This is a genomic window from Rathayibacter sp. VKM Ac-2835 (assembly GCF_013266705.1).
In the GTDB taxonomy this organism is placed as follows: Bacteria; Actinomycetota; Actinomycetes; order Actinomycetales; family Microbacteriaceae; genus Rathayibacter.
Window position 1 is genome coordinate 509,560 of sequence record NZ_JABSNQ010000002.1, and the last position, 22,213, is coordinate 531,772.

Consider the following 22,213-nt stretch of genomic DNA (forward strand, 5'->3'; position numbering starts at 1 on the left):
CGCTCCCTCACGCCCCACCCGACCCCGAGGACACCATGACCGCCCCCGCCCCCGCCTCTCCGCTCCTGCTCACGCAGCGCCGGATCTGGATCATCTTCTCCGCGCTGATCGCCGGCATGCTCCTCTCCAGCCTCGACCAGACCATCGTCTCGACCGCGATGCCGACCATCGTCGGCCAGCTCGGCGGCGTCGAGCACCAGGCCTGGATCACCACCGCCTACCTGCTCGCGACCACGATCGTGATGCCGATCTACGGCAAGTTCGGCGACGTCCTCGGCCGCCGCACGCTCTTCCTGATCGCCATCGCGCTGTTCACCCTGGCCTCGGTCGGCTGCGCGCTGGCGGGCGACTTCTGGTCCTTCGTGGTGTTCCGCGCCCTGCAGGGCCTGGGTGGCGGCGGGCTGATGATCCTGTCGCAGGCGATCATCGCCGACATCGTGCCCGCCAACGAGCGCGGCAAGTACATGGGTCCGCTCGGCGCGGTCTTCGGCCTCTCGGCCGTCGCCGGTCCGCTGCTCGGCGGCCTCTTCGTCGACCACCTCACCTGGCAGTGGGCGTTCTACATCAACATCCCGGTCGGCATCGCGGCCTTCGCGATCGCGTGGTTCGCGCTGACGCTCCCGAGCAAGCGCGCGACCAAGCGGATCGACGTCCCCGGCGTCCTGCTGCTCTCGATCGCCACCACCTGCCTGATCTTCTTCACCGACTTCGGCGGCGACGCCGCGCACGGCTGGGGCGCCCTCGAGACCTGGGCCTTCGGCGCCGGGCTGGTCGCCGCGGTCGCCGGCTTCATCTGGGTGGAGTCGCGGGCCGAGGACCCGATCATCCCGCTGAGCCTCTTCCGCAACCCGATCTTCGTGAACGCGACGGCGATCGGCCTCACGCTCGGCCTCGGCATGTTCTCGGCCATCGCGTTCGTGCCGACCTTCCTGCAGATGGCGTCCGGCACGTCCGCCGCCGCGTCGGGCCTGCTGATGCTGCCGATGATGGCGGGCCTGATGGGCACGTCGATCTACTCGGGCATCGCGATCTCGCGCACCGGCCGCTACAAGGCCTTCCCGATCGTGGGCGCGCTGCTGACGGGCCTCGCGATGGCGGCGATGACCACGCTGACCGCCGAGACCCCGATCCCGCTGATCTGCGTCTACCTCTTCTTCTTCGGCGCCGGGCTCGGCCTGATCATGCAGGTCATCGTCCTGGTCGTGCAGAACGCCGTCGCCCCCGAGATGATCGGCACGGCGACCAGCACGAACAACTACTTCCGCGAGGTGGGCGCCTCGCTCGGCGTCGCCGTGTTCGGCACGATCTTCACCAACTCGCTCGCCGAGAAGCTGACCGGCGTCTTCACCGACGCGGGCGTCGCCGACGTCGGTGCGGCCACCGCGACGCTCGACCCGCAGGCACTGAACGCCCTGCCGGACGAGGTCCGCGACGGCGTCGTCCGCGCCTACGCCGAGTCGCTGGCGCCGGTGTTCTGGTACCTCCTGCCCTTCATCGCGATCGCCTTCGTGCTCGCGCTGCTGCTCAAGCAGATCCCGCTGTCGGACCAGTCCGGCATGGTCGCGCGCGGCGAGGCCGTCGGCGGAGAGGAGGCGGAGCGCCTGCACCGCGAGAGCCTGGCGGCGCCGGCCGCCGGGGGGCGGTCGGAGGCTCCGGAGGACGCGCGCGCGGACCGCTGACGCGGGGGCCGGCCGCCGTCGCTCTTGTCGCGGCGGTGACCGGACGCGACACTGGGGGCGTCCCTCACCGCGCGGTCCTCTCCGGATCGGCGACCGGGGCGCGAGCTGCGGCCACCGCAGGTCCGGTCAGGAGGACGCGTGTCCCACTCCGCCGACGAGCAGGCCGTGGCCTTCGAGGCGGAGCGCGGCCGGCTCACCCGGCTCGCCTCGCGGCTGCTCGACGACCACCACGAGGCCGAGGACGCGGTGCAGTCGGCGTGGCTGCGCCTGCACGGCACGACGGCCGACATCGACAACCTGCCGGCCTGGCTGACGACGGTCACCACACGGCTCTGCCTCGATCGGCTGCGCGCGCGCATCCCGGAGCCCGCCGAGCTCGTCGAGACCGGCACGGGCACGGAGGGTGCGGGGCTGGAGCGCGCGGAGGCCGTCGGCCAGGCCCTGCACGTCGTCGTCGAGACCCTGACGCCCAACGAGCGCGTCGCGTTCGTGCTCGCGGACAGCTTCGGGGTCGACTTCGCGACGATCGGCGAGATCCTCGGGCGCAGCGCGGTCTCGGCCCGCAAGCTCGCCTCCCGGGCGCGCGCCAGGGCCGCGGCCGGACCCGCGGACGGGCCGGTCGCCGACTGGCAGGTGGTCGACGCCTTCATGGCAGCGGCACGCGGCGGCGACCTGGCGCGCCTCCTGCTGCTGCTCGCACCCGGGGCGAGCATCCGGGCGGATGCGGATGCGCTCGCCGCGGGCACCCCGGAGCGGATCGACGGTCGCGAGGCCGTGGCCGCCTTCTTCGACGGCAGCGCGCACGCGGCGCTCGCGGCGTTCGTCGACGGGCGGCCGGGTGCTGCCTGGTTCCACCGGGGTTCCCCGCAGGTCGCCTTCGACTTCACGGTCGAGGCCGGGCGGGTCGCCGCCGTCGTCTTCCGGGCGGACCCGGCCGTTCTCGCGTCGATCCGCCGGCGCGAGGGCGGCGCGGTCGACACCGGCTGACACGCTCCGGCGTGTCGTGTCACATCGGCGGCTCCCCGGCCGTCGAACAGGAGAGAGGCCCGTTCGGGCCCCCGACAGAAGGAGCACCGGATGAAGACCATGACCTGCCGCCAGCTCGGCGGACCCTGCGACCTCGAGCACCGTGGCGACTCGGCCGACGCGGTCGTCAAGCTCCAGGACCGGCACCTCCGTGACGCCGTGAAAGGCGGCGACGCGATGCACGAGGAGGCGCGGGACGAGATGAAGAACCGCTGGCGCCACCCCGTCCAGTCGATGGGCTGGTACAACGGCGCCAAGCGCACGTTCGCCGAGCTGCCCGAGAGCTGACCGGCACTGAGCCGGCCCGACGTCAGACGGGCAGCAGCCCGATGATCACCGCCATCACGAGGATCGTGACGAGCTCGTGCGTGATGTTCAGGATCGTCAGCTTCGCCGGCCGGCCCTCGAACGCGTCGTGGGTGATCATCCGCGCGGCGGTGAAGCCGGCGAAGAGGAACAGCCCGGTGATCACCGAGTTCGCGAACCAGCTGCCGCCGTAGAAGGCGTGCGCGATGTCGACGCAGCCGGCCAGGACGAGCGCGGTCACCAGGCTGACCACGACGGTGACCAGGATCGGGACGACCGCGCTGCGGCTGCTCATCTGCTCCCGGCTGATGCCGGTCAGGCGCATCCAGAGCGTGCCGAAGACCTTCGGGGTGTACCAGATCGAGCCGACGAGCATGGTCGACAGGGTGGCCAGGGCCACCGCCCACGGGTTGATGTCGGGGACCACGGCGCCGCCTCTCGCTGCCCCGTCCGGGCGCACCGGGATCGGAGCGGCGGCGGGTGCGCTCACCCTAGTGCCGCGCCGGCTCCCGGGGGCGGCTCCGCGACCGGACCCGGAACGGGCCCCGGCCCCCGCGCGGGCCCCGTTCCCCGTCCACTCGCAGTCGGAGCGGCGCGCGAGTGGACGGGGATCGGGCTCTGCTTCGCGCGCAGGGCCCGATTCGGGTCCGTTCGCGGGAGGGTTCCCTGCTCAGCTCCGGCTCGTGGGATCTGCTCGATTCTGCGAGCCGGACCGCGTTCCGCGAGCCGGAGGTCCGTCGACGATTCGCACCGCACCGCATCGTCACCGCACCGCAGCGCGGGCGCGCGAACCTGGGCGTCAGGAGCCCTGTCCCGACGCTCCCCTCGCGGTCCGCGGTCGCCGGCGGGCGAGCAGCCAGCCCGCGCAGAACGCGAGCACGAGCAGGCCGAGCACGATCAGAGCGCCTGCGGTCGCCTGACCCGGAGGGACGACCATCGTGCCGACGGGCGAGAACATCGTCTCCGAGAGCGGCGCGTACGCGAACCAGCCGAACGACACCTCGCTCGGAGTGGTCGCAGCGACGATGATCCCGATCACGACGAGCAGCACGCCCGCCGCCGGTAGGAGCCATCGCCTCGTCCTCATGCCTCCCCGGTAGAGGGCGGGCGCCGACCTGGCGCGACCAGCTACGGCGAGACCATCCCGCCGTTGACGTTCAGGGTCTCGCCGACCACGTAGCTCGACTCCGCCGACGCGAGGAAGACGTACGCGGGCGCCTGCTCGGCCGGCTGCGCGGCGCGGCCCATCGGGGACTCGCTGGAGCCGAACTCGGGCAGGCTCTCCGGGTCGACGCCCGCCGTCACCTGCAGCACCGACCAGGTCGGTCCCGGCGCGACGACGTTGACGCGGATGCCCTTCGCCGCGAGCTGCTGGGCGAGCCCCTTCGAGAGGTTGTTGATCGCGCCCTTGGTCATCGCGTAGTCGAGGCGGTCGGGCGCGGGCGTGTGCGCCTCGGCCGAGGCGGTGTTGATGATCGTCGAGCCCGCGGGGAGGTGCGGGAGCGCGGCCTTGATGATCCGGAACGGCGCGAAGACGTTGATCGCGAAGGTCGTCTCGAACTGCTCGTCGCTGAGCTCGAGCACGTCGTCCTGCCAGACCTGCTTGCCGGCGACGTTGACGACCGTGTCGAGCCCGCCGAGCCCCTCGACTGCCTTCTCGACCAGGTCGCGGCAGTACTGCGCATCGGTCAAGTCGCCGGGGATCGTCACGGCGGTGCGGCCGGCCGCGCGGATCACCTCGACGACGTGCTGCGCGTCCTCCTCCTCGTCGGGGAGGTAGGCGAGGGCGATGTCCGCACCCTCGCGGGCGAAGGCGATGGCGACCGCCGCGCCGATGCCGGAGTCGGCTCCCGTGATCAGCGCGCGGCGCCCGGTCAGGCGGCCGGTGCCGCGATAGCTGTCCTCGCCGAGGTCCGGGACCGGGGTCATCCGCGACTGGAGGCCGGGCTCGGGCTGCTGCTGCACCGGCGGCGTGACGTTCGGGTACTGCGTGGCGGGGTTCGTGAAGGTGTACTGGTCGGGCATGGGGTCCTCCGGAGGTCGTCGAGCGGGCGGGGCGCCGTCGTTCCGCGGCACCGGCCCTCCTCGAACGCTAGCCGCGGCCCGCGTGCCGACGGGGGAGCTTGACGGCCGCCCTGATCGTCCTGCGGCGCCTGCCGTCCACTCCCGGACGATACGGTCGTCCTCATGCCGTCCCGCCCCGTCTCCGCCGCGAAGCGCCGCCTGGCCATCTCGGCCTTCATGCTCGTCTTCGGCATCGGGATGGCCTCCTGGGTCGTGCGGACCCCGGCGGTCCGCGACCTGCTCGCCGCCTCGACCGCCGAGATGGGCCTCGTCCTGCTCGGCCTCTCGGTCGGCTCGATGAGCGGAGTGCTCTCCTCGGCTGCCGTCGTGCGCCGGCAGGGAGTGCGCTTCACCGTCGTCATCGGCGGCGCGTCCTTCGTCACCGGCATCGCCCTGACCGGCGTGTTCGCCGAGCTCTCGACGCCGTTCGGCGTCGCGGCCGGCCTCGCCCTCGTCGGCTTCGGGATCGGCATCTCCGAGATCGCGCTCAACGTGGAGGGAGCCGCGCTCGAGACGCTGACGGGCCGCTCGGTCCTGCCGGCGCTGCACGGCTTCTACAGTCTCGGCACCGTCACCGGCGCGGTGGCGGGCATCGGCCTGACGGCGATCGACTTCCCCGTCGTCTGGCAGCTCGTCGGAGTCGCGGTGGTCGCGCTCGCGCTCCTGGTCACCGTCATCCGCTCCATCCCCGTCGAGACCGGCCGGGTGGAGCGCGCCGTCGAGGGCGCTCCCCGGGAGAAGGTCCGCTCGACGCCCGTCTGGCAGCAGCCGCGCGTGCTGATGCTCGGGCTGATCGTGCTCGCCCTGGCGCTGGCCGAGGGCTCGGCGACCGACTGGCTGCCGCTGCTCATGGTCGACGGCCACGGCGTCTCCGCCACCGTCGGCACCGTGGTGTTCACGGCCTTCGCCGCGGCGATGACCGTCGGCCGCTTCCTCGGCACCCCGCTGCTGGCCCGGTTCGGCAAGGCGACCGTCCTGCTGGCCAGCACCCTCGTCTCGGCGGTCGGGATCGGCATCGTCGTCTTCGCCGACAACGCCGTCGTGGCGGGTGCGGCCGTGGTCCTCTGGGGTCTCGGCGCGGCCCTCGGCTTCCCGGTCACCCTCTCCGCCGCGGGCGAGAGCGAGGACCCGACCTCCGCCGTCGCCGCCGTCGCGACCGCCGGCTACATCGCCTTCCTCGTCGGCCCGCCGCTGCTCGGCTTCCTCGGCGAGCACTTCGGCCTCCGCGGCGCGATGGCCGTCGTCCTGGTGCTGGTCGCCCTCGCCTCGCTGCTCACTTCGGCCGCGAAGCCCCGCGCCGCCCGCGAGCGCGTTCCGGCCTGAGCGACCGCTCTACCGGTCGAGAGGCCGCCCAGCGGGCCGGCACATGCTGACCGAGGTACCCGCGGGGCGGGTCCACTCATGCTGATCGGGTAGCCCGCGCAGCGGGCGTATCGAGATCCACCCGCAGGAACTCCGCTCAGGCCGTCTCGTCCGCGACACCCACGGGAACGCCTCGGCCCTCGAGCGGGCGCCCTGGCGGGCCTTCGAGCGGTTCGGCGCGGAGGGGGTGCGGTGGTCACCACGGCCTTCCGATCCCCACGAGTGTGGCACGGACAGCGCGCCCCGTCCCGGTCCGGCGCGGGAGACGCCACTCCTCCCCACGACCCGATCCACCGAGTCGTCCACAGATCGCCGCATCGCCCCCGACCGCTTCGACCTGAGCATTACTCTCCTTCCCACGGGGCTGAACGACCGTCGCCGGCGCGGTGAGCGCGGGCGGCCGAGGAGAGGGACGAACGGATGAGTCGAACGGAACGGCAGGGGTGTGCCGGTCGCCGCAGAGAGAGGGTCGTCCGGCCGGTGCTGGGAGCGGGGGTGTGCGCCGCTCTCGTCGGCGGGCTGCTCGGCTCAGGAGCGACCACTCCGCCCGCCGGCGCGGCCCAGGCGTCGCCGCATCGGACGATCGAGAACACCCTGCTGCACGGCGGATCCACCAACGCGGGGGCGACCACGGTCTCGGCCTGGCTGCAGAAGGGCGAGCGGCTGAGCGCCGATCTGCACCCGCTGAAGGGCGGGTCGGGCACGGGGGAGGGCGAGAGCGGAGGCGGCACCGCCTCGATCCTCGCGCCGGACGGCGGCGTGCTCGACGCGCAGGTCTTCCCGCGGGGCGCTCCGCCGTCCGTCGCGGCCGGAGGCGAGTTCGTCGCCGAGGAGACCGGGGTCTTCCGCGTCATCGTGACCGACGACGACGTCACTGCGCCGGTGAACCTGGTCTGGAGCATCGCGGTCGCGGCGGCATCGGGCGCACCGCTGGCCGGCCGGGTCTGGTCCACCTCCTACGGGATCCAGTCCGGGGCGAGGACCAGCTACGCGACACCCGCGGACCGCCGCGCGACCTTCACGCTGCACGCCGTCACCGAGACCGGGGCGCGCTACGACCTGACGCTCCGCGACTACGACGGCGTCGCCTCGACGCTCCAGGCGACGAACAAGGGCAACGTCCGGGTCGGGTCCTCCGATCCGTCGTACCTGTCCGTGCCGATGCCGGAGTCGACCGAGGCGCAGGGCGTCGGCGCGCAGTACGTCCAGGCGTCCGGACGCTCCGGCATCGACGGCCTGCAGACGTACAAGCTCTTCCTGGACCCGCCCGCGGCCGATCTCCCGGCCGCGATCGCGCCCGCCTACGCCGCCCCGACGATCGAGGGGCTCGCCTATCGACGCTCCGGCTCCGGCTCGAACGCGGGCACCCTCGTCGGCACTCTCGGCACCCAGCCGGGCACGGTCGCGGCCGACATCGACGCCGACGGGGACGGGGCCTACGACGGCCCGCGCGATGTCCACCTCTCCCGCATCGTCGCGGAGCCGGGCCCGTTCGACATCGCCTGGAACGGCCTCGACGCGCGCGGCGACGCGGTCGACACCGCCGATCCCGGCGTCCGCTTCCGCGCCTCGGTCGGGCGGACGAACGAGTTCCACGTCACCCGGGTCGATGCGGAGACGTCGGCCGGCGGTCTGTCCGTCGTGCGCTCGACCGGTGGCGAGGCGTCCCCGGCCGCCCTGCACTGGGACGACCATCTGCTCGCAGGCTCGAACGGCGAGCGCTACTCGGCGACGTCCGCCGTCACCTCGCCGACGGACGGTGCGGACTCGAGCGCCGGGGTCCACCGCTGGGAGGCGGACGACTCGGGCCGGGGTCGCGTGCCGAACGTGAACGACGCCGTGCACGGCTCCTACGGCGATCTGCGCGCGATCGACGACTGGGCCGCCGGCTCCGACGGCGCGACGGCGGTCGCCGGGCTCGGCGCTCTCACCCCTCATGTCACCCTGACGAAGAGCTCGTCGGTGCCGTCCGACGTCCCGCTGCGGCCGGGCGCGCGGGTGCCGTACCGGCTGACGCTCACCTCCGACGGCTCGGGGGACGCCCGCGACGCGGCCGTCGTCGACCACCTCGACCAGGGAGTCCTCGACGACGCCGACCTCGACGCCGCCTCGATCCGGACCTCGCACGGCACGGCCACGGTCGATCCGGCGACGGGCCGGCTGGTCTGGGCGGCAGGGACCCTGCCGGTCGGGACCGTCGCCGAGCTCTCCTTCGAGGTCGTCGTGCGCACGGACCGGCCGGGGGACCGCACCCTCGCGAACACGGCCTGCCTCGCGGGGGCCGCCTTCGCACCCTCTGCCTCGGGAGTCGCGACCGAGCAGAACCCCTGCGCGACCGTCCCGCACACGATCGGCCGAGGGGCGCTGTGGATCGACAAGACGGCCGCTCAGTCGTCGGCGGAGCACGGCGGGCAGGCCGGCTTCGACGTGGTCGTGGGCAACTCGGGCTCTCTCGACGCCGCCGACGTGACCGTCACCGACGTCCCGGTGCTCGAGCATCTCCTCGACGCCGTGATCGAGAACGGCGCCGGAGGCGTCCAGCCCGCGACGGAGCCCGTGACCGGGCTCGCGATCCCTGCGGGCGGGCAGATCACCCTGCATGTCAGCGGCCGGGTGGCCGAGGGCCGGGACGCGCTCACCGTGCCGAACCGGGCGACGATCTCGCAGCAGCCGGGCGGCTTCGAGCCTCCCACGGTTCGGCACCCGTGCCCGGACGACGCCGCGTTCTCCTGCGCCGAGATCCCCGTGCCCGAGGTGCCCGTGCCCGAGGTCCCGGTGCCCGAGGTCCCGGTGCCCGAGATTCCCGTGCCCGAGGTCCCGGTGCCCGAGATTCCCGTTCCCGAGGTCCCGGTGCCCGAGGTTCCCGTGCCCGAGGTGCCGGTACCCGAGGTCCCTGCGCCAGGGACCGACGGCCGTCTCGCGATCGCGAAGACGGCGCTGGAGCCGACGGTCGCGCACGGCGGCCGCGCCGGCTTCCGGATCGTCGTCGCGAACATCGGCGCCCGTCCCGCGAAGGGGTTCACCCTCACCGATGTCCCGACCCTCGAGCACCTGTCCGACGTGACGATCTCGCGGGACGGCGGGCCCGCCTCCGCCGATCTCGAGGTCCAGGGCCTGGCCCTGGCGCCCGGCGCCTCGACGGTCTTCACCGTGACGGGGCGGGTCGCCGACGGCGTCGACGGCTGGACGATCGCGAACCGCGCGCGGATCGAGCGGCTGCCGCCGGGCTTCCCGCCGACCTCGGTCCAGCACCCCTGCGACGACGAGCCGACAGCCAGCTGCGCCGGGGTGACCGTGCCTCCGGTCGGTCCCGTGCCGACGGCGCTCGCCGTCTCCGGAGCGGCGGCGGGTCCGGTCGGGCTGGTGGCCGGACTGCTCCTGCTCTCGGGCGGCGGTCTCCTCGCGGCGCGGCGCTTGCGGAGACGACGGGCCACGACTCCCGCCGAGCGCGGACTCCCCTCTTCTCTCCCCACCGGAAGGTCAGAACGATGACGCACCCCCACGACGAGCTTCCGCTGCGGATCACCGAGCGCTTCGCCCTGCCCGACGGCCGCGTCGGCGTCAGCGCCTGGTCGGCGAGCGACCCGGAGCAGCTCGAGCAGCAGCTGCGCACCCGGGCAGGCCGGACCGACCCGGAACGCGAGCCCGGCCGACGCCTGCATCTCGTCCGCCCGCCGCTCGTGCGCATCGAGGAGCGGATCGACGGCGTCCTCCAGCCGATCGACCCGCTCCAGCGTGCGGTGGTCGACATCCGCTGGCGGACGGCGCTGACCCGCTCGCGCCGGCCGGCCCGGCTGCGCCGGCTCGTCGGCCCCCGTGACCTCCCCACGACCGAGCCCCCGTCGGACGTCGCCCGCTGGACCGAGCGGTGCCCGGCGGGGGAGCATCCGGCCGACGGAGAGGCGGCCCCGCTCAGCCCTTGACCGCTCCGGAGTTCGTACGCTTCGTCCTGCCCGCTTCGCCGACCGCGTGGAGCCGACAGGCGGAGTGGCCCGACGCGAAGAGCGGGCAGAGCGGCCGTCAAGATCGGCTCGCTCTGCCCGCTCTCGTGGGGCCTGGGTGGAATGTCTCACTCGAACGGTGGCTTACTCGAGCAAGGAGGGGACAGTGTCTTCAACGCCCCCGCCGCCTGAAGTGACCGAAAGCGCCGATGCCGGTCCCGAGGAGGACTATCGCGGTGAGGAAGATCCACCAGCTCGGCTTGCACTCCGCGGCGGCGGAGAACATGAACCCTCTCCCGGTTCTACTGCCTACGCCGACGGAATTCGACGAAAGCGCTGTACCCGGTCGTGAGCAGCATGATCCCGAAGAGAACGATCCACCACGCGGGTCGGTTCTCGGCGGCGGCGAGGAAGACGAACAGGCTGCCGATCGCGAACATGGTGAGTGCGAACGGCGCACTGTTCCTCTTCTCAGGAGTCAAAGCAGGCCTGCTTTATCGAGATCACCCCGGCCAGTTCCAGGACCAGATCGCCGGCGGCGTTGATGATCGCCTGCCGCCGCTTCTCCGCGTTGGAGGTGGTCTTCCATGCGCGATAAATCACCTCGAAGGCTTTCTGAATGTTTCCGAACCGGGACACCAGGGAGGCGACCTTGTTCGCGATGTTCGCGTTCACTGCCACGGCACCGGCCACTGCGGCCACACACGCGGCCCACCCCCAAGCGTCGCTCGGGTCGGCGATCACGGGGAAGGCAGTCGCCTCGTCGAACTCCACCGTCTGGACGAGGGTGTTCCCGTCCAGGGTGAAGCTCGTGCCGACGGGACTGCCCAGGGCGTCGTAGGCCCAGGGGATCTCGTAGCCACCGAGCAGATCACCCGCGGCCGATAGGACGGCGACCGACCCGTCGGGCTCTACGGTCGCGCTGGCGCCGGCGGGAAGCGAGAGGGGGAAGCGGTAATCGTGGGCCGCATCGGCGGAGTCCACCTGGATCAGCGTCTGCGTGCCCTTCTCCGTCGCATAGCTGCTGATCGCTGCGTCACCGAAGGTCGTCGTCAGCACCGGCTCGCCTGCTCCGTCGAAGAGACCGTCCGGGAGAGTGCCCGGGTCGACCACCGCGGAGGACGACACCGCGCCGGGGAGGGTGATGCCCACGGATACCGCTCCGGCGTCGGTCACCACAGTGGTGGTCGCGGGAACGACCTCGGTCGAGAAGTCGGCCGCCGGAGATGGTTCGGTGCTCTCGACTCTAGGGATCGCCTGCGCTGGACTCGCTGCGGCGAGGACGACCGCTGCCGCGACCATACTCGACATGACGGTGAAGACCGTTCTGTGATTCTTCTGCATGACCATTAGCTGCACTCCTTCGTGACTGAATGACCGAGGTCTTCGAGCGTGCGAAGACACTTCGATCCCGCCCTTCGCGGTTGATCAGGAAGAATACGAGGATGTTTCGGCTTGTGCAGCCGTGGTCATGCTTTGCGAGTTCTTCGTGCGTCTGCGAGGCGACCGAGGCCTCCCGTACAGTGGTCGATCTCTACGCCACGCAGCCGTCGCCGTTGACGCAGTGCCGGCGGAATCCGCAGGACCGCGGGCATCGGCGGGTCTGGAGCGTGGCGAGGCCCCCTCGCGTGAAGGCGTTGCTGCGGCGCGTCGAGACGGGCCCGATACTTCGCGCCACGGAAGGTGGCGGCGCAGGATGCGGCAGGGAGGTCGTTGGGAGGGAGGCCGACGGCGGTCGTCACTGTCCAGCGGACTCGGAGGCGGCGAGTGTCGCTGGAGCAGGGCGCTTCGTCGTCGCGGCGCGGAACGCGCGCAGAATCGCCGCCCGACGCCTCCTCGGGGTTTCGAAGGGCGTCCGGCGGCGGCGAGACGGAGGTGCGGTCCGACGGCCCCGCTCAGCCCTTGACCGCTCCGGACGTCATGCCGGCGACGATCTGGCGGTTGAAGAAGATGTACATCACCAGCGGCGGGATGGTGATGAGCAGCACGTCCATGAAGAGGAGGTTCCAGGACGACACCGACTGCGAGGAGAAGTTGTAGAGCGTGAGCTGCACGGTCGCGTTGTCGTCGCCGGGCAGGAAGTACAGCGCGTAGGTGAAGTCGTTGAAGACCGTCACGGCCTGGACGACGATGACGGTCACGATCACCGGCTTCAGCAGCGGCAGCACCACGGTGAAGAACAGGCGGAAGGGGCCGGCGCCGTCGATGGTCGCCGCCTCGTCCAGCTCGCGGGGGATCGTCGAGACGAAGGCGCGGAAGAGCAGGATGCAGAAGGAGAGGCCGAAGGCGACGTGCACCGCGATCAGGCCGGGCAGCGTCTTGAAGAGCTCGAGGCCCTGCAGCACCCAGATCGTCGGGACGACGGCGGGCGGGATGATCAGGCCGGCCAGGACGAAGCCGTTGACGAGCGGGTTCCACTTCGAGCGGCGGCGCTGGAGGACGTAGCCGACCATCGCGGCCAGGACCACCATCACCGTGACGGAGACGATCGTCAGGATCGCGCTGTTCGCGAAGGCCCGCAGCAGCACGAAGTTCCGCGCCGAGACCACCTCCTGCAGGTTCTCGAGGAACACCCACTGGGTCGGCAGGGTGAAGCCGAGCAGCGACGACTCCTGCTGCGTCTTCGCGGCGGTGAGCACGATGAAGAGGAACGGGACGATGAAGACGAGGACGGCGAGGACGATGGCGAGGATGCCGCCGCCGTAGCGCCAGGTCCGGGAGCCGCGGCCGACACCGCGCTGGCGCACCTTCGCGCGCAGCGGGTCGTCCTCGAGCGGGGTCGGCGAGAGCGGGGCGGGCGTGAGCGGCGTGGTGGTCACAGCTCCTTGTCCTTCCGGTTGAGCCAGGCCGACAGCGGGAAGATCAGCGCTGCGACGACGAGGAAGAGGATGACGTTGCCGGCGGTCGAGAGGCCGTAGAAGCCGGCCTGGTACTGCTTGTAGATGACCGAGGCGACCACGTCGCTGGTGAAGCCCGGCCCGCCCTTGGTCATCGCCCAGATCAGGTCGAACGAGCGCAGCCCGCCGATCAGCGAGAGCAGGATCACCGTCACGGTGGCGGGGCGCAGCAGCGGCAGCGTGATGTGCCGGAAGTTGTGCCAGGCGCCGGCGCCGTCGACGCGGGCGGCCTCGAAGTAGTCCTGCGGGATCGCGACGATGCCGGCGATGTAGATGAGCGTCGCGAGTCCGACGCCCTTCCAGACGTCGACGAGCGCGACCGAGAAGAGCGCCCACTGCGGGTCGGTCAGCCAGCCCGGGCCGGCGAGGCCGATGGTCGCGAGGCCCTGGTTGATCAGGCCGTCGAACGGGTCGAGCAGCACCTTGAAGGTGATGCCGATGCCGATCGTGGAGACCAGCACGGGGAAGAACACGACGCTGCGGAGGAAGCCGCGGCCGATGATCTGCGAGCTCAGGAGCACCCCGAGGGCCATGCCGAGCACGATCTTCAGGCCCGAGGTGATCGCCGCGTAGATGAAGGTGTTGACGAAGCCGGTCGTCAGCGCCGGGTCCTGGAAGAACTCGATGAAGTTCTCGAAGCCGATGAAGGTCGAGTCGAAGAGCGTCCAGCGCGTGAGGGAGAAGTAGAGGGAGGCGACCGTCGGAACGAGGAACAGGACCACGTAGAAGACGCCGGCCGGCAGGTAGAACCACGTCGGGTACGGGCTCTTCATGGCCTTCCGCCGCGTCGGCGGCTCGGGGGAGCGGGAGGGGTCGGAGCGCCGGGCCGGGCGCTTCTCCATCGTTGCGGTCATCAGATCTCCGTCGATCGGCCGGTGAGGGGTGGGGGAGGGCGCCCGAAGGAAGGGCGGGCGCCCGGGGGGAGGGGCCGGGAGGGAGGACGCGCCTGCGCTCCCGGCCCCCGGGGCTCACCAGCCGTCGAGGCCGAGCTGCTTGGCCTGCTTCGTGACGTCGTCGTCGTACTGCTGCGCACCCTCCGCGGCGGGCGTGATGCCCGAGCCGACGGCGACGGTGATCTGCTCGAGCGCCGGTCCCTTGATCGGCGAGAGGAACTCGAGCGCGAGGCCCGTGTCACCGCTGTCGAAGTAGGGCTGCATGTCCGAGACGAGCGCGGGCACGTCGTCGGGCAGCGTGCAGCCGTCGATCACGAACGGACCCTGGGGCGCCGCGATCTCGCTCTGGATGTCGCAGCTCTCGGGGGTGACCAGGAAGGCCATCAGCTTCTTCGCGCTCTCGAGCTTCGCGCCCTCGGTCGACTTGGGCACGTAGACCGCGTTGGGCTGCCAGACGGTCAGCGGATTCGAGTCGGCGGACTCGCCGGGCAGCGGGAACAGGCCCACCTTCTGCAGCGAGTCCGGGTAGTTCTGGATCAGCGGGCCGGCCGCGAAGGTCAGCATCGGGTACTGCGCACCCTCGCCGGTCGCGACCATGCGGACGCCGTCGTCGTAGGTGGCCGAGGCGTAGTCCTCGTTCACCAGGCCCGACTCGGCGACCTGCTGCAGGTGCTCGAAGCCGGCCAGCGCCGGCTCGTCGACGTACTTGGCCTCGTTCGCCGTGTACTGCGTCGCCCACTCCGGGTCCTGCTCCAGCACGTTGGCGAAGTCGCCGAGCACGAAGAGCTGCGAGGTCCAGGTGTCGCCGTAGGTCTGGATGATCGGCGCGACGTCGCCGGCGGCCTTGATCTTCTCGCTGTTCGCGATGAACTCGTCCCAGGTCTTCGGCACGGTCAGGCCGAGCGAGCTGTAGACGTCCTTGTTGTAGAGGACCGCGCCGCCCATCGCCTGGCCGAGCGGGATGCCGTAGAGGTCCGCGTCGGTCGAGACCACGGTGCGGAAGCCCTCGTCGAGCGAATCGACCCAGGGCTCGTCCGAGAGCGGTGCGAGGTTCTGGTCGGGGTTCAGCGCCTGGAAGAGCGAGCCCGAGTTGTAGGCGAAGACGTCGTTCATCTCGCCGGTGGCGAGGCGCGTCTTGATCAGGTTGTCGCCCTCGCTGCCCTGCGGCCGGGTCTCGATGTCGAGGGTGATGCCGTCGTTCTCCTCCTCGAACTTCGTCTTCAGCGCGTCCCAGAGCTCGACGGTCGCCGTCTGGTTGTCGATGAGCACGCTCAGCGTGGATCCGTCGGCGGAGTCGCCGCCGCCTCCGGTGCTGCAGCCGGTGAGCGCAAGAGCGAGAGCCGCTCCTCCTGCGCCGAGGGCGAGCACTGCTCGCCGGTTCTGTCGGGTCGACATCACTACCTCCATGTAGGGACAACTTCTTCGTTGCGGGGGGTGCCCGGGGGCGGCCGACCTGCCTGCCGGGCCGGTGAGAAGGCCGGGCGGCGGGGCGACGCAGGGAGAACCTACGTCCGCTTCGTGAAACGTGTCAACGAAATTGCGAAAATTCGTGGATCGATCTACACAATGGCAGGTGAACCGTTAGAGTGGCGTTCGCGGAGGCCCCGATCGGGGCGCCGTCCGATCACCACAGGCACGCACGACCGACGACGCGAGGGGGCGACGATGAGCTCGACCGACACCGGTCGCCGCGGCCCCGCGACCATCCAGGACGTCGCCCTGCACGCCGGTGTCTCGCGAGCCGCCGTCTCGAAGGTGATCCGCAACGCCTACGGCGTCAGTGCGTCGATGCGCGAGCGGGTCACCGCAGCGATCGACGAGCTCGACTACCGGCCGAGCGTCGCGGCCCGGGCCATGCGCGGCGCCAGCTTCACCATCGGCGTCGAGGTCCCCTCGCTCGGCAACTCCTTCTTCAACCGCATCGTCACCGGCGCGTCCGCCGCGCTCGAGGGCAGCCGCTACCAGCTGATCGTCGCCCCCGCGCAGAGCGACTCCGGCGAGGGCTTCCGCGCGATCGAGGCGCTCTTCGACCGCCAGGTCGACGGGCTGATCGCGGTCTCGCCGATGGTCGAGCCGGCCTGGCTCGAGCGCCTCGCTGCGCGGACGCCGATCGTGATGCTCGGCCGGCACGACGACTCCACCGGCTACGACACGGTCACCAACGACGACGTCGCGGGCACCGACCTGGTCCTCGACCACCTGCTCGAGCTCGGGCACCGCCGCATCGCGCACCTCACCATCAGCGACGAGATCACCAGCCGGGTCGCGGCGGCGCCGCACTCCGTGCGCCTCGTCCGCTACCGCGAGCGGATGGCGGCGGCCGGGCTCTCGGACGAGCTGCACGTCGTGCACCTCGGCACCGACCGCCTCGACGCGTACGAGCGCTCGCTCGAGCTCCTCCGCCCGCCGGACCGGCCGACCGCGGTCTACGCGGGCAACGACGCGCTCGCCCTCGACGCGCTCTGGGCCCGCGACGAGCTGGGGCTCACCGCCGCCGACGTCGCGATCGTCGGCTACGACGACATCGAGGTCGCCGGCCACCCCGGCATCTCGCTGACGACCGTCGACCAGTCCGGCGAGGAGCTCGGCGACCGTGCCGTGCGCCTCCTGCTGGAGCGGCTCGAGGGCCGGACCGAGGCGGTGCACTTCGAGCTCACGCCCGTGCTGCGCGTCCGCTCCTCCTCCGTGCCGGGGGCACCGCGCCACCACCAGACCAGCCCGACACCCGCGGACACCACCACCGCGGATTCCCCCGATCACTCCTGACACCCGCTCACTCCCGACCACTCCTGACAGAAGGACGATGATGACCGACTGGACCGCCCGCTTCACGGCGCCCGCCGCCGCCCTGGACGCCGCCCCGCTGCTCCGCCGCGAGACCGCCCTCGCGACCGGGCACGGCGAGGTCGTCTCCGCGACCCTCCGCCTCTCGGCGCTGGGGATCGTCGAGGCCTGGATCGACGGCGAGCCCGTCTCGGACGAGCTCTTCACCCCGGGTTGGACGAGCTACGAGTGGCGCCTGCGCTACTCCGAGCACGACGTGACGAGCCTGATCTCGGGCGACTCGATCGTCCTCGCCCTCGCGCTCGGCGACGGCTGGTACCGCGGCCGGCTGACCTGGGGCGAGGGCGCCGAGCCCTACGGCACCGAGATCGCCGGCTTCGCGGAGCTGCGGATCACCTTCGCCGACGGCGCCGAGCAGATCGTCGCGACCGACGACTCCTGGCGCGCCGCGACCGGATCGACGACCGCCGACAGCATCTACGACGGCCAGGACATCGACGCCCGTCTCGAGCCGCAGGGCTGGAAGAGCGCCGGCTTCGACGACTCCGCCTGGACCGCGACCCGAGAGCTCGACGTCGACCTGGCGAAGCTCGAGCCGTACATCGCGCCGCCGGTCCGCCGCCTCCGCGAGGTCGCGCCGCAGAAGATCTGGACGAGCCCGTCCGGCCGCACCCTCGTCGACTTCGGCGAGAACCTGGTCGGCTGGCTGCGCGTCGAGGTCACCGGCCCGGAGGGGAGCGTCGTCACGCTGCGCCACGCCGAGGTCCTCGAGGACGACGAGCTGGGCGTCCGCCCGCTGCGCGAGGCGAAGGCCACCGACCGCTTCACCCTCTCGGGCGGCGCGGACGTCTTCGAGCCGACCCTCACCTTCCACGGCTTCCGCTACGCCGAGGTCGTGGGCTGGCCCGGGGAGTCGATCGCCGACGGCGCCCTCACCGCCGTCGTCGTCTCCAGCGACCTGCGCCGGATCGGCACCTTCCGCAGCTCCGACGACCTCGTCAACCAACTGCACGACAACGTCTACCGCGGCATGGTCGGCAACTTCCTCGACGTGCCGACCGACTGCCCGCAGCGCGACGAGCGCCTCGGCTGGACCGGCGACATCGCCGCGTTCGCCTCGACCGCCGTCTACCTGGCCGACGCCGAGGACTTCCTCCGCGACTGGCTCCGCGACCTCGCCCTCGAGCAGGCGCACCACGACGGCGCCGTCCCGTTCGTCGTGCCGGACGTGCTGAAGCGCCGCGCGGCCGAGACCAGCTTCCCTCCCATGGACTCCACCGCGCTGTGGAGCGACGCCGCGGCCTGGGTGCCGTGGGCGGTCTGGGAGGCCTACGGCGACCCGGTCGTGCTCGAGGAGTCGTTCGCGTCGATGGCCTCGCACGCCCGCCGGGTGCGCTCGAAGCTCTCCGACTCGGGGGTCTGGGACACCGGCTTCCAGTTCGGCGACTGGCTCGACCCGGACGCGGCGCCCGACAAGCCCGCCGATGCGAAGGCCGACACCGGCGTCGTCGCCACAGCCTGCGCCTACCGCACGGCCCGCATCGTCGCCGAGAGCGCCGCCGTGCTCGGCCGCACCGAGGACGTCCAGGAGTTCACCGAGATGGCGGCGCAGCTGCGCGAGTGCTTCCGCGCCAAGTACGTCGCGGACCAGCGCGTCTTCAGCGACTGCACGACCGTCTACTCCCTCGCGATCGTCTTCGGCCTGCTCGACGACGACGAGCTCGGCTGGGCCGGCGACCGCCTCGCCGAGCTCGTGGCCGAGAGCGGCTACACGATCTCGACCGGCTTCGCGGGCACGCCCTTCATCACCGACGCGCTCTCCTCGACCGGCCACATCGACGCCGCGTACCGCCTGCTGCTGCAGCGCGGGTGCCCGTCCTGGCTGTACCCGGTGACGATGGGCGCGACCACGGTCTGGGAGCGCTGGGACTCGATGCTGCCCGACGGCACCATCAACCCGGGCGAGATGACGAGCTTCAACCACTACGCGCTCGGCGCCGTCGCCGACTGGCTGCACCGCGTCGTCGGCGGCCTCGCGCCGCTGGAGCCCGGCTACTCCCGCCTCCTGGTCGCCCCGCAGCCCGGCACCGACCTCGACTGGGCGGAGTCCACGCTCGAGACCCCGCACGGCCTGGCCTCGGTCCGCTGGGACCGCCGCGGCGACGCGATCGAGCTGGCCGTCACGGTCCCGGAGGGCGCGACCGCCGTGGTCCGCACGGCCGGCACCGAGGACCGCGAGCTCTCCTCGGGCGCGCACACGCTGACGCTCTGAGTGCGGAGGGGGCCGACCTGTCGAGGGTCGGCCCCGTGCGGGTCCGCCGGTGGGATCTCAGACAGCGGTGATGTATCTGCGGAGCAGTGCGCTGAACTCCGAAGGCGGGACGTCGGACCCTCTGAGGCTCAAGCGGAGACCCGGCGCGCCGGCGAGTCGGTGCAGCGCGGTCGCCGCGTCCCGTCGCGCTCCTGCGTCTGCGCGGTCTCCGATCCGCCAGCCTCCGATCTCGGCAGGTTCGTTCGAGTGCCTGATCTGCAGGAGGTTGAAGAGGTCGATCATGTCGTTCGTGCTTCTGCGGGATTCGTAGGACAGGGCCTTCACGATCAAGGCGCGTTCGACTCCCGGGACTCGGGTGCGGAAGGTGAGCGGAGTGCCGTCGAGAAGGACCGCCGTCACCTGGAGTTCGAGCAGCTCCGCCAAGGCCAGACCCAGGCCGGGTGCGCTGTCGAAGACCCGCCCGCCGTACTCCGCACTCTCGAAGAGATGCGTCCTCGCGGGAACGAGGATGTCGATCTCACGATCGCCGAAGGTGTAGTGGTTCCCTCGCTGCGGCGTGTACCCGCGATCGAGCAGGAGACGGTGAAGCGTTCCCGCCGCGGCGATGACGGGGGAGATGCCGGCGTCCGCGTCCGCTGTTCTCCGAGCGATCATCCCGGCACTGGGGAACGCGGCACAGAGGAGGGCCACCATCTGTCCGCCGACGATGCACGCCTCCTGCAGGTGGGCCATCGCTGCCGAGGCGTCGTGCAGGGCGCGCAGGGCGGCGTCGTCGGATCCCGAGGTCGAGGGCAGGGTGACGGACCTCATGGCGTCCAGGCCGTCGTCTCGCGCGTCAGCAGGCGATCCGCAGCCTCCTCGGCATCGGGACCTCCGCTCCGGCGGAGATCCCATGCGGCGATGAGCGGGTCGACTGCGCGGCCGTCCGGGTACCACGCGGTCGCCGTCGCCCGGATCGTCCGGTCCCTCGGAACGGTGACCAGGAGAGTGCCCTCTCGCGAATCCGACTCCGTGAAGTCAGCGGGTTCGAGTGGAAGTCCGCGGTCGGCGTAGACGACGGCCAGACGCGGGACTCTCCACGGTTGGAGACGATCGGCGGCGGAGTCGCCGGACAGCAGCGCTGGAACCCCCGTCGTCAGGGCTCGCTCGCCCTGCGCGATCACGGGCCGAAGGGAGTACCAGTACTGGGAGAGCCCGCCCGGGCCTGGGTACTCCGCGAGGAAGTGCCGGACGAGCGCCTGCGGGTCGCGGGCGGTCCAGCCGTGCTCGGTCCGCTCGGCGAGGAGCGGGTCGGCGCGCAGCAGCTTCGAGATCGACATCTGCGAGACGCCGCACTCCGCCGCGAGCTCCGTCTGCGAGCGGGGCTCGCGGGTCCTGATCAGCGCGCGCAGGAGGGCGAAGCGCGCGTACGGCACACGCCGGGGGACGGCGGGCCGTTCGTCCGTCGCGAACGACAGGTCCTGCCTGTCCAGGATCACCGTGCCGTCGTCCGTGCCGAACAGCGCGAGCCGCGGGTCGTCGAGAGCGAGTCGCCGCGCGATCGCATTCGCTCGCGGCACGACGAACCCGGTCACGGCATCGTCGGTCGATCGCGAGGCCTGGTCGCGCAACTCGGAGGCGGTCGGCGGTCGAGGGCTGATGATGAGGCGCACGTGCAGGTCCGCGCCGGAGGGCGTGGTGATCCGCAGCTCACGGAAGCCGGTGATGCGCATGCTGAGCCCGGCGTCGAGCAGCAGCTCGCTCAGCGCTGCGGAGAGGTCGTCGCGGCTCATGTCCTCAGTCTAAAACCACACGGACGAAATCGTTCGGAAGGTTTTACGAAACCGGCGCGGTTCGTCGCGCGGGTCACGCCGCGACGGCGTCCTCCAGCGGGTCGGTGGGCTCGTCCGGCTCGAAGGAGTCCGGCTCGGCGAGGACCGCGACCGGCGCGAGCGGATTCTGCGCCGCGGGGTCCGACTCGTTCTTCACCGGCGCCGCGACCTCCGCCAGGCGCGCCCGCTCGACCGCCGCGATCAGCACCGCGAAGGCGACCTCGAGGGTGTCGGTGTCGCGGAGCAGGACGCGCTCGCCGGTCGCGGCGTCCAGGCGCAGCGTGCGGAAGACGGGCTGCGGCAGGTCGTCGGCGAAGGTGATCAGGCCGTGGACGACGCCGGTGCGGCGGGCGCGGGCGATCCAGCGGTTGGAGTGGGTGCGGAGAAGGATCATGACCGGGACCGTCCTGGCTGCTGGTGGTGCGCGGTGAGGGGGGAAGTGGATCCTCTCCGAGCATCCTGCACAGGAGCCCCGCGTGCCTGTGCTTGACAGAAGAGTCCTCGAGCGTCAGCGGACTCTCGCCCGCGCTCCGGCCGCCGCCCGCAGGGCCTCGACGAACTCCGGCACCACCGGATTCCCGGTGTCCCGGACCAGCACCCCGATCTCGCGGACCGCCCGCGGATCGTCGATCGGGATCTCGCGCACGCCGTCCTCCGTCGCCGACGGGCTCGGCGGCAGGATCGTCAGGCCGAGCCCCGCCGCGGCCAGTCCGCGCGCGGCCCGGTAGTCGCCGACCTCGAAGGCCGGCTCCGGGTCGTGCCCCTCGAACGACAGCAGCCGTCGGGCCGACTCGTGCAGGCCGTAGCCGGGCGAGAGCATGATCAGGTCGAGGCCGCGCAGCTCCGCCACCGTCACGGAGCGGCGGGAGGCGAGCGGGTGCCGGTCGTCGACGACGGCGAGCAGCGGCTCCGTGTAGAGCGTGGTCGTGGTGGTGCCGGGCAGCTCGGGCGGGTCGGCGACGATCGCCAGCTCCGACTCGCCGTCGGCGACCGCCCCGAGGCAGAGCGCCCGCGAGCCGTGGCGGAGGCCGAAGCCGACGCGGGGCCCGGCGGCGGAAGCGCCGGATCACGTCGGGGACGAAGGTCTCGCCGAGGAGGGTCTGGAAGGCGATCGCGATGCGGCCGTCCTCGAGGTCGCGGGCCTGCTGGACCTCGGTCAGTCCCGCGCGGATCAGCGC

19 protein-coding genes and 1 pseudogene are annotated in these 22,213 nt (G+C 71.9%); 8 read left to right on the plus strand and 12 right to left on the minus strand.

From position 1 onward, the window contains the following. The first annotated feature begins 35 nt into the window (after positions 1-35). From HRK28_RS10225 to HRK28_RS10235, 3 genes are all read left to right on the plus strand, one after another. Complete coding sequence (locus HRK28_RS10225; protein WP_173251357.1) at positions 36-1,679, plus strand: MDR family MFS transporter; 1,644 nt, start codon at positions 36-38, stop codon at positions 1,677-1,679. 138 nt (positions 1,680-1,817) lie between these two features. Then, positions 1,818-2,666, plus strand: a complete 849-nt coding sequence (locus tag HRK28_RS10230) for a sigma factor (protein WP_173251359.1) — start codon at positions 1,818-1,820, stop codon at positions 2,664-2,666. A 90-nt stretch (positions 2,667-2,756) separates the two neighbouring features. After that, a complete protein-coding gene (locus HRK28_RS10235) occupies positions 2,757-2,993 on the plus strand; it encodes a hypothetical protein (protein WP_173251361.1) in 237 nt (78 codons plus the stop codon). Between the two features lie 22 nt (positions 2,994-3,015). Here the strand turns inward: HRK28_RS10235 and HRK28_RS10240 are convergent, their stop codons facing one another. From HRK28_RS10240 to HRK28_RS10250, 3 genes are all read right to left on the minus strand, one after another. Beyond that, complete coding sequence (locus tag HRK28_RS10240) at positions 3,016-3,438, minus strand: DUF1761 domain-containing protein (protein WP_160090810.1); 423 nt, start codon at positions 3,436-3,438, stop codon at positions 3,016-3,018. A gap of 372 nt (positions 3,439-3,810) precedes the next feature. Continuing rightward, on the minus strand, positions 3,811-4,098 hold the full coding sequence (locus HRK28_RS10245) for a hypothetical protein (RefSeq protein ID WP_173251363.1): 288 nt from the start codon (positions 4,096-4,098) through the stop codon (positions 3,811-3,813). A gap of 41 nt (positions 4,099-4,139) precedes the next feature. Continuing rightward, on the minus strand, positions 4,140-5,036 hold the full coding sequence (locus HRK28_RS10250; RefSeq protein WP_173251365.1) for an SDR family oxidoreductase: 897 nt from the start codon (positions 5,034-5,036) through the stop codon (positions 4,140-4,142). 162 nt (positions 5,037-5,198) lie between these two features. Here HRK28_RS10250 and HRK28_RS10255 point away from each other — a divergent pair, with 162 nt between their 5' ends. From HRK28_RS10255 to HRK28_RS10265, 3 genes are all read left to right on the plus strand, one after another. Next, positions 5,199-6,398, plus strand: coding sequence for an MFS transporter (locus tag HRK28_RS10255; protein ID WP_173251367.1), 1,200 nt, complete (start codon positions 5,199-5,201; stop codon positions 6,396-6,398). Positions 6,399-6,932: 534 nt separating this feature from the next. After that, positions 6,933-9,929, plus strand: a complete 2,997-nt coding sequence (locus HRK28_RS10260) for a DUF11 domain-containing protein (RefSeq protein WP_173251369.1) — start codon at positions 6,933-6,935, stop codon at positions 9,927-9,929. Next, the gene (locus HRK28_RS10265; RefSeq protein WP_160090805.1) at positions 9,926-10,360 is read left to right on the plus strand and encodes a hypothetical protein; all 435 of its coding nucleotides are present in this window, start codon (positions 9,926-9,928) and stop codon (positions 10,358-10,360) included. The genes HRK28_RS10260 and HRK28_RS10265 overlap by 4 nt, the downstream gene beginning before the upstream one ends. A gap of 320 nt (positions 10,361-10,680) precedes the next feature. Here HRK28_RS10265 and HRK28_RS10270 read toward each other — a convergent pair whose 3' ends face one another. The 5 genes from HRK28_RS10270 to HRK28_RS10290 all read right to left on the minus strand — a co-directional run bounded on the left by HRK28_RS10270 (position 10,681) and on the right by HRK28_RS10290 (position 15,563). Next, entirely contained in the window at positions 10,681-10,818 is a 138-nt protein-coding gene (locus tag HRK28_RS10270) for a hypothetical protein (RefSeq protein ID WP_173251370.1), read from the minus strand. A 31-nt stretch (positions 10,819-10,849) separates the two neighbouring features. Further along, positions 10,850-11,728: a hypothetical protein gene (locus tag HRK28_RS10275; protein ID WP_160090803.1), complete on the minus strand. Its 879-nt coding sequence runs from the start codon at positions 11,726-11,728 to the stop codon at positions 10,850-10,852. Positions 11,729-12,273: 545 nt separating this feature from the next. Beyond that, entirely contained in the window at positions 12,274-13,125 is an 852-nt protein-coding gene (locus HRK28_RS10280; protein ID WP_123447045.1) for a carbohydrate ABC transporter permease, read from the minus strand. Between the two features lie 68 nt (positions 13,126-13,193). After that, positions 13,194-14,129, minus strand: coding sequence for a carbohydrate ABC transporter permease (locus HRK28_RS10285; RefSeq protein WP_173251372.1), 936 nt, complete (start codon positions 14,127-14,129; stop codon positions 13,194-13,196). A 114-nt stretch (positions 14,130-14,243) separates the two neighbouring features. Further along, the gene (locus HRK28_RS10290) at positions 14,244-15,563 is read right to left on the minus strand and encodes an ABC transporter substrate-binding protein (RefSeq protein ID WP_254304731.1); all 1,320 of its coding nucleotides are present in this window, start codon (positions 15,561-15,563) and stop codon (positions 14,244-14,246) included. A gap of 270 nt (positions 15,564-15,833) precedes the next feature. On the opposite strand from HRK28_RS10290, the gene HRK28_RS10295 reads away from it, so the two are divergent. Together HRK28_RS10295 and HRK28_RS10300 are read left to right on the plus strand one after the other, a co-directional pair. Beyond that, positions 15,834-16,934 carry a LacI family DNA-binding transcriptional regulator gene (locus HRK28_RS10295; RefSeq protein WP_173251375.1) on the plus strand — a complete coding sequence of 367 codons (1,101 nt, stop codon included), beginning with the start codon at positions 15,834-15,836 and terminating at the stop codon, positions 16,932-16,934. 40 nt (positions 16,935-16,974) lie between these two features. After that, on the plus strand, positions 16,975-19,224 hold the full coding sequence (locus tag HRK28_RS10300; protein ID WP_217274645.1) for an alpha-L-rhamnosidase: 2,250 nt from the start codon (positions 16,975-16,977) through the stop codon (positions 19,222-19,224). A gap of 57 nt (positions 19,225-19,281) precedes the next feature. On the opposite strand, the gene HRK28_RS10305 is transcribed toward HRK28_RS10300, so the two are convergent. The 4 genes and pseudogenes from HRK28_RS10305 to HRK28_RS10320 form a co-directional block, all read right to left on the minus strand. After that, positions 19,282-19,956, minus strand: a complete 675-nt coding sequence (locus tag HRK28_RS10305) for a hypothetical protein (RefSeq protein ID WP_173251379.1) — start codon at positions 19,954-19,956, stop codon at positions 19,282-19,284. 74 nt (positions 19,957-20,030) lie between these two features. Then, positions 20,031-20,996, minus strand: a complete 966-nt coding sequence (locus HRK28_RS10310; protein WP_173251381.1) for a hypothetical protein — start codon at positions 20,994-20,996, stop codon at positions 20,031-20,033. Positions 20,997-21,069: 73 nt separating this feature from the next. Then, entirely contained in the window at positions 21,070-21,429 is a 360-nt protein-coding gene (locus tag HRK28_RS10315; RefSeq protein WP_173251382.1) for a hypothetical protein, read from the minus strand. Positions 21,430-21,543: 114 nt separating this feature from the next. Further along, positions 21,544-22,026: pseudogene (locus HRK28_RS10320) on the minus strand (LysR substrate-binding domain-containing protein); the annotation flags it as partial. Positions 22,027-22,213: the final 187 nt, after the last annotated feature.

Coding starts and splice junctions, on each gene's coding strand:
- HRK28_RS10225 (WP_173251357.1), top strand. CDS start 36: ATGACCGCCCCCGCCCCCGCCTCTCCGCTCCTGCTCACGCAGCGCCGG.
- HRK28_RS10235 (WP_173251361.1), top strand. CDS start 2,757: ATGAAGACCATGACCTGCCGCCAGCTCGGCGGACCCTGCGACCTCGAG.
- HRK28_RS10245 (WP_173251363.1), bottom strand. CDS start 4,098: ATGAGGACGAGGCGATGGCTCCTACCGGCGGCGGGCGTGCTGCTCGTC.
- HRK28_RS10250 (WP_173251365.1), bottom strand. CDS start 5,036: ATGCCCGACCAGTACACCTTCACGAACCCCGCCACGCAGTACCCGAAC.
- HRK28_RS10255 (WP_173251367.1), top strand. CDS start 5,199: ATGCCGTCCCGCCCCGTCTCCGCCGCGAAGCGCCGCCTGGCCATCTCG.
- HRK28_RS10265 (WP_160090805.1), top strand. CDS start 9,926: ATGACGCACCCCCACGACGAGCTTCCGCTGCGGATCACCGAGCGCTTC.
- HRK28_RS10270 (WP_173251370.1), bottom strand. CDS start 10,818: ATGTTCGCGATCGGCAGCCTGTTCGTCTTCCTCGCCGCCGCCGAGAAC.
- HRK28_RS10275 (WP_160090803.1), bottom strand. CDS start 11,728: ATGGTCATGCAGAAGAATCACAGAACGGTCTTCACCGTCATGTCGAGT.
- HRK28_RS10285 (WP_173251372.1), bottom strand. CDS start 14,129: ATGACCGCAACGATGGAGAAGCGCCCGGCCCGGCGCTCCGACCCCTCC.
- HRK28_RS10290 (WP_254304731.1), bottom strand. CDS start 15,563: ATGTCGACCCGACAGAACCGGCGAGCAGTGCTCGCCCTCGGCGCAGGA.
- HRK28_RS10295 (WP_173251375.1), top strand. CDS start 15,834: ATGAGCTCGACCGACACCGGTCGCCGCGGCCCCGCGACCATCCAGGAC.
- HRK28_RS10300 (WP_217274645.1), top strand. CDS start 16,975: ATGACCGACTGGACCGCCCGCTTCACGGCGCCCGCCGCCGCCCTGGAC.
- HRK28_RS10305 (WP_173251379.1), bottom strand. CDS start 19,956: ATGGCCCACCTGCAGGAGGCGTGCATCGTCGGCGGACAGATGGTGGCC.
- HRK28_RS10310 (WP_173251381.1), bottom strand. CDS start 20,996: ATGAGCCGCGACGACCTCTCCGCAGCGCTGAGCGAGCTGCTGCTCGAC.
- HRK28_RS10315 (WP_173251382.1), bottom strand. CDS start 21,429: ATGATCCTTCTCCGCACCCACTCCAACCGCTGGATCGCCCGCGCCCGC.